This window comes from Streptomyces corynorhini, assembly GCF_003346515.1.
In the GTDB taxonomy this organism is placed as follows: domain Bacteria; phylum Actinomycetota; class Actinomycetes; order Streptomycetales; family Streptomycetaceae; genus Streptomyces; species Streptomyces corynorhini.
Genome location: NZ_QQNA01000010.1, coordinates 1 through 18,295 on the forward strand (window position 1 = coordinate 1; position 18,295 = coordinate 18,295).

An 18,295-nucleotide genomic window follows, 5' to 3' on the forward strand; every position below is an offset into this window, starting at 1 on the left:
CGTATGGCTCGTGCGCTGGTCACGACCCGTTCCACCTTCGAACACCGGGCCGTCGTGCTCGCGGCCACCCGCCAGGAGCTGGCCGAGGAACTCAGGAGCCTGTCCCTGGGTGAGCCGGGACTCCGCACGGTCCTGGGCGGGGCAGGACCGGGTTCCTGTTCTCGGGGCAGGGTGCGCAGCGGCTGGGTATGGGGCGTGGGTTGTACGAGGCGTTTCCGGTGTTCGCGGAGGCGTTCGACGAGGTGTGCGGGTTGGTGGGTGAGGGTCTGCGTGAGGTGGTGTTCGGCGCGGACGGGGACGGGGAGCGGTTGGCGGGTACGGAGTGGGCGCAGCCCGCGCTGTTCGCGGTCGAGGTCGCGTTGTTCCGTCTGGTGGAGTCGTTCGGAGTACGCCCTGATGTGGTGATGGGGCATTCGATCGGTGAGTTCGCGGCCGCGTATGTGGCGGGGGTGTGGTCGTTGCCGGATGCGTGCCGTCTGGTGGTGGCGCGTGGGCGGTTGATGCGGGCGTTGCCCGCGGGTGGTGTGATGGTGGCGTTGCAGGCTCGTGAGGAGGAGGTGTTGCCTCTTCTGGACGCGGGCCGTGTGGGTGTCGCGGCGGTCAACGGGCCCGACGCGGTGGTGGTGTCGGGTGAGGCCGCCGCTGTGGAGGGGGTGGCGGCCCACTTCCGTGGTCTGGGCCGGAAGGTGACGGCTCTGCGCGTGAGTCATGCCTTCCACTCGCCGTTGATGGAGCCGATGCTGGATGAGTTCCGGTCGGTGGCGGAGCGTGTGGTTTATGGTGTTCCGTCGCTTCCGGTGGTGTCGAATGTGACCGGTCGGCTCGCCGGGGCCGGGGAGTTGGGGTCGGCTGATTATTGGGTGCGGCATGTGCGGGAGTCGGTGCGGTTCGCCGATGGCGTGGCGGCGTTGGTCGGGGAGGGGGTGACGCGTTTCCTGGAGATCGGTCCGGATGGCACGCTCACGGCGCTGGCGCAGAACTGTGTGCCCGACACCCTCGGCGACGCGCTCTTCGTCCCTACGCTCCGCAAGGAACGGCCGGAAGCCGACACACTGTTCGCCGCGCTCGCCGCCCTGTACACCGCCGGGCACCCGGTCGGCTGGGGCGAGGTACTCGCCGGGGCGCGGCCCACGCCCCTGCCGACCTACGCCTTCCAGCGCACCCGGTACTGGCCCGAGGTCCGACAGGACGCCCTCGGCGCGAGCGCGCTCGCCTCGACCACCGGGGAGGCCGCGTTCTGGGGCGCCGTCGAACACGGCGAAGCCGACGAACTCGCCGGTGTACTCGGTCTCGACGGCGGTGAACTCGACCGGGGCGAACTGGACCGGGTCGTGACGGCGATGTCCGCGTGGCGACGCGCCCAGGTCGAACGGACCACCACGGACGCGTGGCGCTACCGCATCCGCTGGGAGCGTCTCGAATCGGGCGGAGAGCGGACCGTCACCGGCCGGTGGCTGCTGCTCCAGGCCGGGGACGACCCCGCGCTGCCCGGGATCGAGGAGTTCCTGCCCGGAGCCGAGCGCGTCGTCTGCGACAGCGCCGACACGGGACGCGCGGCGCTGGGCGCCCTCCTCGGCGCGGCCTCGGCCGACGGCGCGCCCGTCGCCGGCGTACTGTCCTGCCTGCCAGGAGTGGACCGCGCCCTCGCGCTCGTCCAGGCGTACGAGGACGCCGGACTCACCGCGCCCCTGTGGACCGTCACGCGGGGGGCCGTGGCCGTAGGAGCGGGCAGCGAGGCAGCCGTCGAACCCGGCCCGGCCTCCGTCTGGGGGCTCGGCCGCGTCGCCGCGCTCGAACACCCCGACACCTGGGGAGGTCTGCTCGACCTGCCCGCCCGGCCCGACCGGCGCGCGCTCGCCCGCACCGTCACGCTGCTCGGCGCCGCCGAAGAGGACCAGGTCGCCGTACGCGGCGCCGACGCGTACGCCCGCAGGCTCGTACCCGCCCCCGCCCCCGCCGCCGCACAGCGGTGGACGGCTCCCGAGCGTGTTCTGATCACCGGCGGCACCGGAGCCCTCGGCGCGCGCGTCGCGCGCTGGGCGGTCGAGCACGGCGCGCGCGAGCTGGTCCTGACCAGCCGACGCGGCCCCGAGGCGCCCGGCGCGGACGAACTGCGCACGGAACTCGACCGGCTCGGCGCGCGCGTGACCGTCGTCGCCTGCGACATGGGCGACCGGAGCGCGGTCGAGCGCCTGCTCGACGAGCACCCCGTGACAGCGGTGCTGCACTGCGCGGGCGTGCTCGACGACGACGTGATCGCCGCGTACACCCCGGACCGGCTCGCCGCCGTCGTACGGGCCAAGGCCGAGGCCGCCGACCACCTCGACGAACTGACCCGCGGCCAGGAGCTGTCGGCGTTCGTGACGTTCTCCTCGATCGCCGGTGTCTGGGGCAGCGGCGGACAGGCCGCGTACGCCGCCGCCAACGCCCACCTCGACGCCCTCGTGGAGCGCCGTCGCGCCCGGGGCCTGCCCGGCACCTCCGTGGCCTGGGGCCCCTGGGGCGAGACGGGCATGGCCGCCGACGAAGAGGCCGCGGAACTGCTGATCCGCCGAGGTCTGCGACCGCTGGACCCCGCCGCCGCGCTCTCCGCGCTCGAACGCGCCCTGGCCGCCCGGGACACGACCGTGGTCGTGGCCGACGTGGACTGGGACCGGTTCGCGCCCGCCTTCACCACCGGCCGCCCCAGCCCCCTGCTCGCGGTCCTGACCGACACGGCCGCGGTGACGGCCCCGGACGGCGCCGCGACACGGTCGGGCGCCGCGCTGCGCGAACGCCTCGCCCCGCTCGGCGCGCGGGAGCGCGACGAGGCACTGACCGCCCTGGTGTGCCGCTGCGCCGCCACCGTACTCGGCCACACCGACCCCGCCGCCGTGACCGTCGGACGCGCCTTCCGCGAGATGGGCTTCGACTCGCTCACCGCGGTCGAGCTGCGCAACGGCCTCACCGCGGAAACCGGCATCCCACTGCCCTCCACCCTCGTCTTCGACCACCCCACCCCGCTCGCCGTCGCCGAACACCTCAGGGACACGCTGTTCGGCGGCACGGCAGACCGGCACGAGGTGCCGGTGCGCGCCATCGACACCGACCCCGTCGTCATCGTCGGCATGGGCTGCCGGCTGCCCGGCGGCATCGAAGGACCCGACCAGCTGTGGGAACTGCTGGCCGCGGGAGCGGACACCATCGGAGGGTTCCCCGAGGACCGCGGCTGGGACCTGGCCTCCCTGCTGGCGGCCAGTGACACCGGTTCCGGCGGCTTCCTGACACGGGCTTCCGCCTTCGACGCCGCGTTCTTCGGCATCAGCCCCCGCGAGGCCCAGGCGCTCGACCCGCAGCAGCGGCTCGTACTGGAGACGTCCTGGGAGGCGCTGGAGTCCGCCGGGATCGACCCCTCCGCCCTGAAGGCGTCACGCACCGGAGTCTTCGTCGGAGCAGGCAGCTCCGGCTACGCCACCGGTCTCTCCGAGGTCCCCGAGGGACTCGGCGGACACCTGCTGACCGGCCAGGCGGGCAGCGTCGTCTCCGGCCGCATCTCCTACGCGCTCGGGCTGGAGGGACCGGCCGTCTCCATCGACACCGCCTGCTCCTCCTCGCTGGTCGCCCTGCACCTGGCCGCGCAGTCGCTGCGCTCCGGGGAGAGCGATCTCGCGCTGGTCGGCGGCGTCACCGTCATGGCCGACCCCGGCGCCTTCGTCGAGTTCAGCCTCCAGGGCGGACTCGCCCCCGACGGCCGGTGCAAGGCGTTCTCCGACGACGCCGACGGCACCGGCTGGGCCGAGGGCGTGGGCGTCCTCGTCGTGGAACGGCAGTCCGACGCCCGCCGCAACGGCCACCACGTGCTGGCCGTCGTGGCAGGGACCGCCGTCAACCAGGACGGCGCCTCCAACGGCCTGACCGCACCCAACGGGCCCTCGCAGCAGCGCGTCATCCGGCAGGCGCTGGCACAGGCGGGACTCTCCCCGCGGGACGTCGACGCCGTCGAGGCGCACGGCACAGGCACCACCCTCGGCGACCCCATCGAAGCCCAGGCGCTGCTGGCGGTGTACGGCCAGGACCGCGTCGAGAACCAGCCCCTGTGGCTCGGCTCCGTCAAGTCCAACCTGGGCCACACACAGGCCGCGGCCGGCGCCGTCGGCATCATCAAGATGGTCCTCGCGCTGCGCAACGGCGCACTGCCCGCCACGCTGCACGCGGACCGCCCCTCCTCCCGCGTCGACTGGGCCGCCGGGCAGGTCCGCCTGCTGGACGAGGCGGTCGACTGGCCGGCCGGCGACCGCACCCGGCGCGCCGGTGTCTCCGCGTTCGGCGTCTCCGGCACCAACGCGCACGTCATCCTCGCCGAGCCCGCCACCGAGGACGCGGCGGGCACACCCGCGCCCGACGGCAGGGACCGGGAGCGCGCCACCCTGTCGTGGCTCCTCGGCGCGCGCAGCGCACCTGCCCTGCGCGACCAGGCGGCCCGGCTCCTCGCCCACCTCGAACAGCGTCCCGCACTGAGCGTCGCCGACGTCGCCCACGCCCTCGCCCTCACCCGCGCGCCGCTCGAACACCGCGCGGTCGTGACCGGCACCGGCCGTGCCGCGCTGCTGGCCGGGCTCGGCGCACTCGCCGAAGGCGCGTCGAGCCCCGCCGTACTCACCGGGGACACCCTGCGCACCGGCGGTGTCGCCTTCCTGTTCGCGGGACAGGGCACCCAGCGTCCCGGAATGGGCCGCGGGCTCCACGACGCGTTCCCCGCGTACGCGGACGCCTTCGACACCGTCTGCGGGCACTTCGAAGGACTGCTCGCCCGCCCCCTCGCCGAGGTCGTGCGCGACGACGACGCGAACACCCTGAACCGCACCGAGTACGCCCAGCCCGCCCTGTTCGCGCTGGAGGTGGCCCTCTTCCGGCTCCTGGAGTCGTTCGGGGTACGGCCCACCCACCTCATCGGCCACTCCGTGGGCGAGATCGCCGCCGCGCACGTCGCCGGGGTGCTCACGCTGCCCGACGCCTGCCGGCTGGTCGCCGCGCGCGGCAGGCTCATGCAGGAACTGCCCGAAGGCGGGGCGATGATCGCCCTCCAGGCGACCGAGGACGAGGTACTGCCGCTGCTCGCCGGACGGCAGGACGTCCTCGGGGTCGCGGCCGTCAACGGCCCCCGGTCCTTGACCCTCTCCGGCGACGAGGACGCGGCTCTCGCCGTCGCCGCGCACTTCGCGGGGCTGGGACGCAAGACCACCCGGCTGCGGGTCGGCCACGCCTTCCACTCGCCGCACATGGATCCCATGCTCGACGCCTTCCGCACCGTGGCGGCGTCCCTCGAATACGCCGAGCCGACCCTCCCGATCGTCTCGGACCTCACCGGCCGGATCGTCGGCCCCGGCGAACTGACGGACGCCGAGTACTGGGTACGGCACGTACGGCACGCCGTACGGTTCGCCGACGGAGTCGCCACCCTGGAGGAGCGGGGCGTCGTCCACCTCGTCGAACTCGGCCCCGACACCACCCTCACCGCCCTGGCCCAGTCCTCCTGGCAGGGCGCCGCGCCGACCGCCGCGGCCACGCTGCGAGACGACCGCGACGAGGCGCAGACGCTGCTGAGCGCCGTCGGCGCGCTGCACGCCCACGGCGCCCCCGTCGACCGGCGCGCCGTGCTCGACGCCACCGCGCCCGGCGCCCGCCCCGTCGAACTGCCCACCTACGCCTTCCAGCACCGGCCGTACTGGATCGAGGCGGGCACCGCGGCGGGCGACCCGGCCGCCGCCGGACTCGTGCCCGCCGACCACCCCCTGCTCGGCGCGGTCGTCCCCTCCGCCGTGGACGAATCCGTGCTGCTCACCGGCCGGCTCTCCACCCGTACCGCGAGCTGGCTCGCCGCGCACCGCATCGGCGGCTCGGCCGTCGTCCCGAGCACCGCCTTCGTCGAACTCGCCCTCGCCGCCGGAGGCCGGGTCGGCCGGCCGCAGGTACGCGAACTCGTCCTGGAACGCCCGCTGGCGCTGCCCGAGCACGACGGCGTCGCCCTGCAGATCCGGGTGGACGCGCCCGACGCCCGTGGCGATCGCGCCTTCGCCGTGTACGCGCGGCCCTCGGCCGCCACCACCGCCGCGTGGACCCGGCACGCCGTCGGCGCCCTCACGGCCGAGACCGAACCCGAGCCCGCCCACGACTTCTCCGCCTGGCCGCCGCCCGGCGCCGAGGAACTCGACACCGAGGGTCTCTACGCCAGGCTGCGGGAGGCGGGCCTCGACTACGGTCCCGTCTTCCAGGCGCTGTCGGCCGCCTGGCAGGACGACACCGCGGTGTACGCCGAGGTCACACTCGCGGAGTCCGCCACGGCCGAAGCGGGCCGCCACGACCTGCACCCCGCCCTGCTGGACGCCGCCCTGCAGCCGCTCGGGCTCGGTGTCTTCGACGGCCTCGGCGAAGGCCGGGTGCTGTTCTCCGCGGGGCAGGTCCGGCTGTTCGCCACCGGCGCCACGACACTCCGCGTCCGCCTGGCGCGTAGCGCGGCGGACACGCTGTCCCTCGCCGCCGCCGACGCCGTCGGCGACCCCGTCCTGACCATCGGCTCCCTGCTGCTGCGGCGCGTGTCCGCGCCGGCCGCCACCCCGGACACGTCCACCACCGACCCGGAGCGCGCCGCGAGCCAGGAGAGCGCGCCCGCCGCGGAACCGGCCCGCCGCCGCTCCGCCGCCCGCACCCAGCCCCCCGGCAGCCTGCTGGAACGGCTCGCCGACCGGCCCGCCGCCGAACGCGAACGCACACTCCTCGCCACCGTCAGGGACCGGGTCGCGGCCGTGCTCGGCCACAGCGGCCCCCAAGAGGTCGAACCGGCCAGGCCCTTCACCGACCTCGGCCTCACCTCCCTGACCGCCGTCGAACTGCGCAACGGGCTCAGCACCGCCCTCGGCGTCACCCTGCCCGCCACCCTCGTCTTCGACCACCCCACACCGGCCGTGCTCGCCCGCCACCTCGCCGACGACCTGTTCGGCACCGCGAACACGGGCGTACCCGCCGCCCGGCGCCGCGCCGTCGACGACGACCCGATCGCCGTCGTCGGCATGGCCTGCCGCTACCCCGGCGGCATCGCCGGACCCGAGGACCTGTGGGACCTCGTGCGCGCCGGAGCGGACGGCATCTCGCCGCTGCCCACGGACCGCAACTGGAACCCGGAGCGCCTCTACCACCCCGACCCGGACCACCCCGGCACCGTCTACACCAAGGAAGGCGGCTTCCTGCACGACGCCAGCCGCTTCGACCCCGCGTTCTTCTCGATCAGCCCGCGCGAGGCCCTCGCCATGGACCCCCAGCAGCGGCTGCTCCTCGAAGTGTCCTGGGAGGCCCTGGAGCGCGCGGGCGTCGACCCGGCCACCGCCCGCGGCTCGGCCACCGGCGTCTTCGCCGGTGTCACCTACCAGGACTACGTGACGATCCTCGCGGCCTCCGACGACAACTTCGAGGGCTACGTCGGCACCGGCAACTCGCCCAGCGTGCTGTCCGGCCGTATCTCCTACGCGCTCGGCCTGGAGGGCCCCGCCGTCTCCGTCGACACCGCCTGCTCCTCCTCCCTCGTCGCGCTGCACCTGGCCGCCCAGGCGCTGCGCCAGGGCGAGTGCGAACTCGCGCTGGCCGGAGGCGTCACCGTCATGTCGACACCCGGCTCGCTCATCGAGTTCAGCCGCCAGCGCGCGCTGGCGGAGGACGGCCGCTGCAAGCCCTTCTCCGCCGACGCCGACGGCGCCAGCTGGGCCGAGGGCGTCGGCATGATCGTCCTCGAACGGCTCTCCGACGCCCGCCGCAACGGCCATCAGGTCCTCGCCGTCATCCGCGGCTCGGCCCTCAACCAGGACGGCGCCTCCAACGGCCTCACCGCCCCCAACGGCCCCTCGCAGCAGCGGGTCATCCGGCAGGCGCTGGCCCAGGGCGGGCTCTCCCCGCGGGACGTGGACGCCGTCGAGGCGCACGGCACCGGCACCACCCTCGGCGACCCCATCGAAGCCCAGGCGCTCATCGCCGCCTACGGCCAGGACCGCGACGAGGACCGGCCCCTGTGGCTGGGCGCGCTGAAGTCCAACATCGGGCACAGCCAGGCCGCCGCCGGCGTCGGCGGTGTCATCAAGATGGTGATGGCCATGCGCGCGGGCGTACTGCCCCGCACCCTGTACGCCGGCACCCCGACCCCGCACGTCGACTGGAGCGCCGGACAGGTCCGGCTGCTCAGCGAGGAACAGACCTGGCCGGACACCGGCCGCGCCCGCCGCGCGGGCGTCTCCTCCTTCGGCATGAGCGGCACCAACGCCCACGTCATCGTCGAACAGGCACCCGACGCACCGGCACTCCCCGCCGCCCGCGCCACGCTGCCCGCCGTACCCGTACTGCTGTCCGCCCGCACGCCCGCCGCGCTGCGCGCCCAGGCGGTCCGGCTCCGCGCCCACCTGCGGGCCAGGCCCGGCACACCGCTCGCCGACCTCGGCTACACCCTCGCCGTCGGACGGGCCGACTTCGACCACCGCGCCGCGGTCCTCGCCGCCGACACGGACCGGCTCGGCGAGGCCCTCGCCGAACTCGCCGCCGACGGCCCGCTGACCGCCGCCGCGCTGACGGCCACCGCTGTGCCCGGCGGCACGGAACCCGTCCTGGTCTTCCCGGGACAGGGCGCCCAATGGGCGGGAATGGCCCGCGAACTGCTCGACGAGTCACCGGTGTTCGCCGACTGGATCGACCGCTGCGAGCGGGCACTCGCCCCGCACGTCGACTGGTCGCTCGCGGCGGTGCTGCGCGACGAGGAGAACGCCGCCGACCTCGGCCGCGTCGACGTCGTCCAGCCCGCCCTGTGGGCCGTCATGGTGGCCACCGCCGGCCTGTGGCGCGCGCACGGCGTCCGTCCCGCCGCCGTCGTCGGCCACTCCCAGGGCGAGATCGCGGCCGCCTGCGTCGCCGGAGCCCTGAGCCTGGAGGACGGCGCCCGCGTCGTCGCCCTGCGCAGCCGGGCCATCACCCGCATCGCCGGAACCGGCGGCATGATGTCCGTACCGCTGTCCGCCGACGACACCCGCGCGCGCCTGGCACCCTGGGCGGACCGACTCGCCGTCGCGGCCGTCAACGGCCCCGCGTCCGTCGTCGTCTCCGGCGAGGCCGGAGCGCTGGACGAACTGCACACCGCCCTCACCGATGACGGCATCCGGGCCCGCAAGGTCAACGTCGACTACGGGTCGCACTCCCCGCAGGTCGAGGCGATCCGCGACACCGTCCTCGCCGCCCTGGACGGCATCACCCCGCGCGAGGCGGACATCCCCTTCCGCTCCTCCCTCACCGGAGACTGGCTCGACACCGCGGGACCCGGCGCCGACTACTGGTACGCCAACCTGCGCGAGACCGTCCGCTTCGAAGAGGCCGTACGGGGCCTGATCGCCGCGGGACACCGCACCTTCATCGAGGTCGGACCGCACCCCGTCCTCGCCGTCGGCCTGCGCGACACCCTCGAAGCGGCCGGCGCGGACGGCGCCGTCCTCGGCTCGCTGCGCCGCGAGCGGGGCAACCTCGAACAGTTCCTCGGCGCGCTCGCCGACGCCCATGTGCACGGCGTCGCCGTGGACTTCGAGACCGTCTTCGACGGCACCGGCGCCACCCGCACCGACCTGCCGACGTACCCGTTCGAGCAGCAGCGCTACTGGCCGAGCATGCGCGAGGCGGTCGCCGCCGGACTCGCCGCCGACGGCGGCCTCACGCCCGACTCCGTCGAGGCCCGCTTCTGGCAGACCGTCGAACAGGAAGACCTCGAAAGCCTCACGGACGCCCTCGACCTGCCCGCCGACGCTCCGCTCAGCAGCGTGCTGCCCGCGCTGGCCGGCTGGCGGCACGCCGGCCGCGAGCGGGCCACCACCGACGCGTGGCGCTACCGCGTCGCCTTCACCCCGCTGAACACCGGCACGGCCACCCTCACCGGAACCTGGCTGCTGCTCGTCCCCGCCGACGCGGCAGGACACACCGCCGTCGCCGACACGGTCGCCGACGCGCTCACCGAGGGCGGCGCCCGCACGGTCCTGCGGATCGCCCTGCCCGAGGGCGCCGCCGACCGTGCCGCGCTCGCCGGACTCCTGCCCGCCGAGGAGGAGACCGGACGCGTCGAAGGGGTGCTCTCCCTGCTCGCCCTCGACACCCGCGACCACCCCGCTCAGCCGGCCGTCCCGCTCGGACTCGCCGCCACCCTCGCCCTGGTCCAGGCGCTCGGCGACCGCGGCATCGAGGCACCCCTCTGGTGCGCGACACGCGGCGCCGTCGCCATCGGCGGCGCGGACCCCGCGCCGGACGCCGCCCAGGCTCTCGTCTGGGGCTTCGGCCGGGTCGCGGCCATGGAACACACCGAGCGCTGGGGCGGTCTGATCGACCTGCCCGCCGACCTCGACGCCCGCTCCGCCACCCGCCTGGCCGCCGTCCTCGCCGACCCCGGCCAGGAGGACCAGATCGCGCTGCGCGCCACCGGCGCCCACGGCCGCAGGCTTGTCCACGCCCCGGGCCAGGACACCCCCGCCGAGCCCTGGCAGCCCCGCGGCACCGTCCTGGTCACCGGCGGCACGGGCGCCCTCGGCGGCCACGTCGCCCGCTGGCTCGCCGACCGGGGCGCCACCCGTCTCGTGCTGGCCGGCCGACGCGGCGCCGACGCGCCCGGCGCCACCGGTCTGCGGGACGAACTCGCCGCCCGCGGAGTCGACGTCACGCTCGCCGCCTGCGACGTGTCCGACCGGACCGCGCTGGCCGCGCTGCTCGCCGCGATCCCCGCGGACCACCCCCTGGACGCGGTGTTCCACGCGGCCGGAGCCCTCGACGACGGTGTGGTCGACTCGCTCGACATCGACCGTATGGGACCCATCCTGCGCGGCAAGGCCGCCGCCGCCAGGGCCCTGCACGACCTCACCCGTGACCTCGGCCTCTCCGCCTTCGTCCTGTTCTCCTCCACCGCGGGCGTCCTGGGCGGCGCCGGACTGGGCAACTACGCCCCCGGCAACGCCTACCTCGACGCCCTCGCCGCCGAACGGCGGGCGGCAGGACTCACCGCCACGGCCATCTCCTGGGGCCTGTGGGCCGACGGCGGCATGGTGGGGGACGCGGCCGGGGCCCGGATGCGCCGCTACGGGGTCCACCCCATGGACACCGCGTCCGCCTGCGCGGCCCTCGGGCGCGCGCTCGACCTCGGTGACACCCACGTCGCCGTCACCGACCTGCGCTGGGACAGCTACGCGCTGTCCTTCACGGCCCCCCGGCCCAGCCACCTGCTGGACGAACTGCCCGTGGCCCGCGGCGTGCTGGCAGCCGCACGGCAGGAAGCGTCGACGGCCCCCACCGACACGTCCTCGCTCCACGCCCACCTGGCCGGGCTGCCCGCGTACGAACGGGCCGACGCCGTCCTGGAGATCGTGCGCGGACACGTCGCGAGCGTCCTCGGACACCCCTCGGCCGACGCCGTCGAACCGGACCGGCCCTTCACCGACCTGGGCATCGACTCGCTCAGCGCCGTCGAAGTGCGCAACGGCATGAACCGGATCACCGGCCTGCGCCTGCCCAGCACCCTCGTCTTCGACCACCCCAACTGCCGGGCGCTCGCCGGATTCCTGGTCACCCAGGTCGCCGACGACACCGCGACCGCCGAGCACTCCGCGCCCGGCCGGGCGCCCGTCCGCGCCGGTGGGGACGACCCGATCGCCGTGGTCGCCATGGGCTGCCGGTTCCCCGGCGACATCCGTACCCCCGAACAGCTGTGGCGGATGCTGCTGGACGGCGAGGAGGGCCTCGTCCCCTTCCCCGAGGACCGCGGCTGGGACCTCGACGTCCTGCACCGCTCCGAGCCCGGGAGCACCGGCACCGTCGCCACCCGGACCGGCGGATTCCTCGACGACGCGGGCGGCTTCGACCCCGCGTTCTTCAACATCTCGCCCCGCGAGGCGGTGGCCATGGATCCGCAGCAGCGGTTGCTGCTGGAGGTGGCGTGGGAGACGTTCGAGCGCGCGGGGATCGATCCGGGGTCGTTGCGCGGCAGCAGGACCGGTGTGTTCGCCGGTACCAACGGCCAGGACTACACCGGGATGCTGGCCGCCTCCGGCGAGGACTTCGAGGGCTACATGCTGACCGGCAACGCCGCCAGCGTCGTCTCCGGCCGTCTCTCCTACACCTTCGGTCTTGAGGGCCCGGCCGTCACCGTCGACACCGCCTGCTCCGCGTCCCTGGTCGCGCTGCACCTCGCGGCGCAGTCCCTGCGCGCGGGGGAGTGCGACCTCGCCCTCGCGGGCGGCATCACCGTCATGGCCTCGCCCGGTCTGTTCGTGGACTTCAGCCGTCAGCAGGGCCTCGCGGCGGACGGCCGGTGCAAGGCGTTCGCCGAGGCCGCGGACGGCACGGGGTTCTCCGAGGGCGGCGGTCTGCTGCTGGTGGAGCGGCTCTCGGACGCGCGGCGTCTGGGACATCCGGTGCTGGCCGTGGTGGCGGGCTCGGCGGTGAACCAGGACGGCGCCTCGAACGGTCTGAGCGCGCCCAGCGGTCCGGCGCAGCAGCGCGTGATCCGCGCCGCGCTGGCCGATGCCGGTGTGCCGGCGTCGGGCGTGGACGTGGTGGAGGCGCACGGTACGGGGACGAAGCTCGGCGACCCGATCGAGGCGCAGGCGCTGCTGGCGACCTACGGGCAGGAGCGCGCGGACGGCAGCCCGCTGTGGCTGGGGTCCGTGAAGTCGAACATCGGCCACACGCAGGCGGGTGCCGGTGTGGCGGGTGTGATCAAGATGGTGGAGGCGCTGCGGCGCGGTGTGCTTCCTGCGACGTTGCACGTCGACGAGCCGTCGTCCCACGTGGACTGGTCGGTCGGCGGCGTGGAGCTGCTGAGGGAGGCGCGGGAGTGGCCTTCCGCGGGGGAGCGCCCGCGGCGTGCGGGCGTGTCGTCCTTCGGCATCAGCGGCACCAACGCGCATGTCATCCTGGAGGACGTCCCCGAACCGTCCGACGCCGATGCCGATGCCGATGCCGACGCCGACGCGCCTGTCGCCGAGGCGTCCGGCGCCGGTGACCCGGAGGCAGGGGTGGTGCCCGTCGCGGCGGACGCGGACGGGGACGCGGACACGGACGCGGGCGCGGACGCGGGCGCAGACACGGACGCGGGCGCGGACGGCGCGTACGTTCCGTGGGTCGTCACGGGCCGGGGCCAGGACGCCCTGCGCGCCCAGGCCGCCCAGCTCCTCGACCATCTGGAGACGGCCCCGGACACCGCTCCGGCGGACCTCGGTCTCTCCCTCGCCGCGACCCGCGCCGCCTTCGAACACCGCGCCGTCGTCCTCGGCACCGACCGCGCCGCCCTCACCGACGGGCTGCGCCTGCTCGCCTCCGGCGAGAGCGGACCGGGCACCGTCACCGGGGTGCACCGCGGTGACGGCAGGACCGCCTTCCTCTTCTCCGGCCAGGGCGCCCAGCGCGCGGGCATGGGACGGGGGCTCTACGCGGCGTTCCCCGCCTACGCCGACGCGTTCGACGCCGTCTGCGCCCACTTTGGCGAGGAACTGCGCGACCTCGTCCTCGGCGAGGACACCGAACAGCTGAACCGCACCGCCTGGACACAGCCCGCGCTGTTCGCCGTCGAAGTGGCCCTCTTCCGGCTGCTGGAGTCGTGGGGGGTGCGCCCGGACTTCGTCGCGGGCCACTCCATCGGGGAGATAGCCGCCGCCCACGTCGCCGGTGTGTTCTCCCTCGGCGACGCCTGCGCCCTGGTCGCCGCGCGCGCCGGGATGATGCAGGAACTCCCCTCCGGCGGCGCCATGTTCGCCGTGGAGGCGAGCGAGGAAGAGGTGGCCGCCCTCCTGGCGGGACACCCGGACGCGGGCATCGCCGCCGTGAACGGGCCGCGTTCCGTGGTCGTCTCCGGCGCCGAGGACGTGGTCGGCGACATCGCCGCGCGGCTCGCCGCCGACGGGCGGCGCACCACCCGGCTGCGGGTCAGCCACGCCTTCCACTCGCCGCTCATGGAACCGATGCTCGACGCCTTCCGCGAGGTCGCCGCGGGCATCACCTACGAGGCGCCGCGCATGGCGGTGGTCTCCCACGTCACCGGACGCGGCGCCGCGACCGGGGAGTTGCAGGACCCGGAGTACTGGGTGCGCCACGTACGGCAGGCCGTCCGCTTCGCCGACGGTGTCCGCTGGCTCGCCGAGCGCGGCGCCGACCGGTTCCTGGAGATCGGTCCCGACGGGACGCTCGTCGCGATGGCGCAGAGCTGCCTGCCGGACGCCGGGGCCGCGCTCTTCGCGCCCCTGCTCCGCAAGGACCGTGCCGAACCGGGGACCCTCCTCGACGCTGTCGCCCGCGCGTTCACGCGCGGCCTGCCGGTGGACTGGCCACGCCTGTTCGACGGCACCGGGGCGCGCACCGTGGAACTGCCCACGTACCCCTTCCAGCGCCGCCGGTTCTGGCCGAAGCCGCCCGTGTCGTTCGGCGACGTGACGTCCGCGGGCCTGGAGGCCAGCAGCCATCCGCTGCTGGGCGCGGCCGTGGAACTGGCCGACGGCGACGTCCACGTCCTCACCGGCAGGCTCGCCCTCGGCAGCAGCCCCTGGCTCAAGGACCACGCGCTCACCAGCACCGCGCTCTTCCCGGCCACCGGCTTCCTCGACCTGGCCCTGCACGCGGGTGCCCTGACCGGCTGTGAGCAGGTCGCGGAACTGACGATCCTGGCCCCGCTGTCGCTGCCCGCCCAGGGCGGTGTGCAGATCCAGGTGCGGGTCGAGGCGCCGGACGCCACGGGCGCCCGTCCGCTGACCGTGCACGGCCGGCCCGACGCGGCCGAACCCGGCACACCGTGGACGCCGTACGTCAGCGGTCTGCTCACCGCACCCGCCGAACCCGCCCCCGCCGCGTACGACTTCACCGCCTGGCCGCCCGAGGGCGGTACGGAGGTACCGCTCGACGGCTTCTACGAGGCGTTCGCCGACCGGGGCCACCTCTACGGCCCGCTGTTCCAGGGGCTGACCCGGGTCTGGACGCGTGGCGAGGAGGTGTTCGCCGAAGTCGGGCTGCCCGCGGACGCCACGCCCGCGGCCGACGCCTTCGGCCTGCACCCGGCCCTGCTCGACGCCGCGCTGCACGCCGTGATGTTCGTGCCCATGAAGGACGCGGGACGGCTGCCGTTCTCCTGGAGCGATGTGCGCCTGGACGCCGTCGGCGCCTCCGCGCTGCGGCTGCGGATGGTCCAGGAGGGCCCGGAGGCCATCGGCCTCGCGCTGGCCGACCCGACGGGCCGCCCGGTCGGCTCGGTCGGCTCACTCACCCTGCGCGAGCTGACCGGTGACCTGGCGGGCTCCACCATCGGCGCCCCCGACCGGCAGGGGCTGTACGAACTCGACTGGCAGCCGCGGGCAGCGGCGGCCACCGACACGGTGGACGTAACAGCCACCGCGTGGACGCTCGTCGGCACGGACGAGGCGGCGGCACTGGCCGCCACCCTGCGGGCCGCCGGGCACACCGTCCGAACGGTCCCCGGCCTCAGCTCCCTCGCGGAGACCGACGACGTGCCGGACACCGTCCTGTACGCCGTACCCGGCGCGGCGCGCGTCCCGCACAACGCACCGGGCGCCCTCGCCGACGCCAACCGCGACATCCTCACCGAGACGCTCGCCGTCCTCCAGCGCTGGGTGAGCGAACCCGCGTTCGCGCACGCCCGGCTCGCCGTCGTCACCCGGGGCGCCGTCCCGGCGGGCCCCCGGCCGGCCGATCCCGCACAGGCCGCCGTCTGGGGGCTGGTGCGAGCCGCCCGCGCCGAGAACCCCGGCCGGTTCGTCCTCGCGGAGAGCGACGGCAGCGACGCCTCCGCGGCGGCCCTGCCCGTCGTGCTCGGCGACACCGCGTACGAACTCGCCGTGCGCGAGGGGACGGTGTGCACGCCGCGCATCGTCCCGATGAGCGCGGAAGGCACCCTCGTGCCGCCCGCCGACACCGACGCCTGGCGGCTCGGCGTGGCACGACCCGGCAGCCTCGACGGCCTGCGCCTCGCGGCCCGCGCCGAGACCGGGGAGGACGCGCTCGGCCCCGACCAGGTGCGCCTCTCGATGCGCGCCGCCGGTGTCAACCCCGGCGACCTGCGCACCGCGCTCGGCACACACCCCGGCGACGCCACCGCGCTCGGCCTGGAAGGCGCCGGAGTGGTCACCGAGACCGGCACCGACGTGACCGGCCTGGTCCCCGGCGACCGGGTGATGGGCCTGTTCACCGGTGCCTTCGGCCCCGTCGCGGTGGCCGACGCCCCCATGCTCGTCCGGATCCCGAAGGGCTGGAGCTTCGCCGAGGCGGCGACCGTACCCGTCGCCCACCTCACCGCCTACCACGCCCTGGTCGACCTGGGAGGGCTCAAGCCCGGCGAGAGCGTCCTCGTGCACGCGGCGGCGGGCCCCGTCGGCGCGGCGGCCGTCCAGCTCGCCCGGCACCTCGGCGCCGAGGTGTACGGCACGGCGTCGCCCACCGCGTGGGACACGCTGCGGGCGGCGGGCCTCGACGACGCCCATATCGCCTCCTCCCGGGACACCGGCTTCGAGGAGCCACTGCGCGCCGCCACCGACGGACGCGGCTTCGACATCGTCCTCGACTCCCTGCCCCGGGAGTTCTCGGACGCCTCCCTGCGCCTGCTGGCGCCCGGCGGCCGGTTCCTGGAGACGGGCGAGAGCGATGGACGCGACCCCGGACAGGCCGCGCCGCGCCCCCGCACCGCCCGGCGGGTCTGCGACCTGACCGAGGCCGGACCCGGACGGCTCGGCGAGATCCTCGCCGAGCTGGCGGACCTGTTCGGGCGCGGCGCGCTGGGGCCGCTGCCGATGGCCGTCTGGGACGTCCGACGGGCGCCCGAGGCGTTCCGCTCGGTCGGCCGGGAACCGCACACGGGCAAGGCCGTCCTGACGCTGCCGACCGCACTCGACCCGGCAGGCACCGTCCTGCTCACCGGCGGGCTCGGCGGGCTCGGCCGCGTCACCGCCCGTCACCTCGTCGCCGAGCACGGCGTACGGCACCTGCTGATCGCGGGGCGGCGCGGCGCCGACGCGCCCGGCGCGAGCGCGCTGCGCGACGAACTCGCCGAGCTGGGAGCGGACGTCACCGTCGCCGCCTGCGACGTGGCCGACCGCGCCGCGCTCGCCGCGCTCCTCGCGGGCATCCCCGCCGACCGGCCGCTGACGGCCGTCGTACACACCGCGGGTGTCCTCGCCGACGGCGTGCTGTCCTCGATGACACCGGACCGGCTGGCCCGCGCACTGCGCCCCAAGGCGGACGCCGTGGTCGCGCTGCACGAACTGACCCGCGACCTCGACCTCGCCCGGTTCGTGATCTTCTCCTCGGTCGCCGGCACGTTCGGGGGCGCGGGCCAGGCCAACTACTCGGCCGCCAACGCCTTCCTGGACGCCTTCGCCCAGTACCGGCGCGCCCAGGGCCTGCCCGCGGTCTCCCTCGCCTGGGGCACCTGGCTGCCCGAGGCAGGCATGACCGGAGAACTGGGCGACGCCGACCGCGAACGGCACGCCCGTACCGGCATGGTCCCGCTCGGGCCCGACAACGGCATGCGCCTGTTCGACGCCGCGTCCGGCGGCGACCGGGCCGCGCTGCTGCCGATGGAGCTGGACCCGGCCGCCCTGCGCGAACACCACGACGCGCTGCCCGTACTCCTGCGCGGTCTGGTGCGGGCCCCCGCCCGGCGCCGCGCCACGGCCGCCGGGACGGCGCCCGTCACCCAGGCACCGCAATCCCTGGCCGACCGGCTGGCTCCGCTGCCCGCCCCCGACCGCGAGCAGCTGCTCCTCGACGTGGTCACCGAACAGGCCGCCGCGGTACTCGGACACGGCTCGGCGGCCGAGATCGACCCCGAACAGACCTTCAAGGAACTGGGCTTCGACTCGCTGACCGCGGTCGAGCTGCGCAACCGGCTCGGCGCGGCCACCGGTCTGCGGCTGCCCGCCACCCTGGTCTTCGACTACCCGACCACCCTCGCCCAGTCCCGGTACCTGCTCAGCAGCCTGTCCCTGCCCGAGGCGCCCGGTACCGCGCAGGCGCTCCTCGGCGACATGGACCGCCTGGACAACGCCCTGCGGGACGCCGACGTGGCCGACGAGGACCGCGGGAAGGTCACCGCCCGGCTGCGCGAACTGCTCTCCCGCTGGCAGGGCGAGCCCGTCGCGCCGGTGGCCGCCGCCTTCGCCGCGCCGGACATGGAACTCGACGAGGTCGAGACCGCGGGCGACCTCTTCGACCTGATCGACCGTGAGCTGGGGGATCTGTGAGCACCCCGCCGGTTCTCCGCACG

The 18,295-nt window shown here is 75.4% G+C and carries 1 protein-coding gene; it reads left to right on the forward strand.

Annotated features, from left to right (window positions below; genetic code table 11):
• The first annotated feature begins 188 nt into the window (after window positions 1-188).
• Window positions 189-18,272 carry a type I polyketide synthase gene (locus tag DVH02_RS35880; protein ID WP_233517990.1) on the forward strand — a complete coding sequence of 6,028 codons (18,084 nt, stop codon included), beginning with the start codon at window positions 189-191 and terminating at the stop codon, window positions 18,270-18,272.
• Window positions 18,273-18,295 lie beyond the last annotated feature (23 nt).

Excerpts from the sequence above, each read along its gene's own strand:
- DVH02_RS35880 (WP_233517990.1), top strand. The coding sequence starts at position 189 with ATGGGGCGTGGGTTGTACGAGGCGTTTCCGGTGTTCGCGGAGGCGTTC.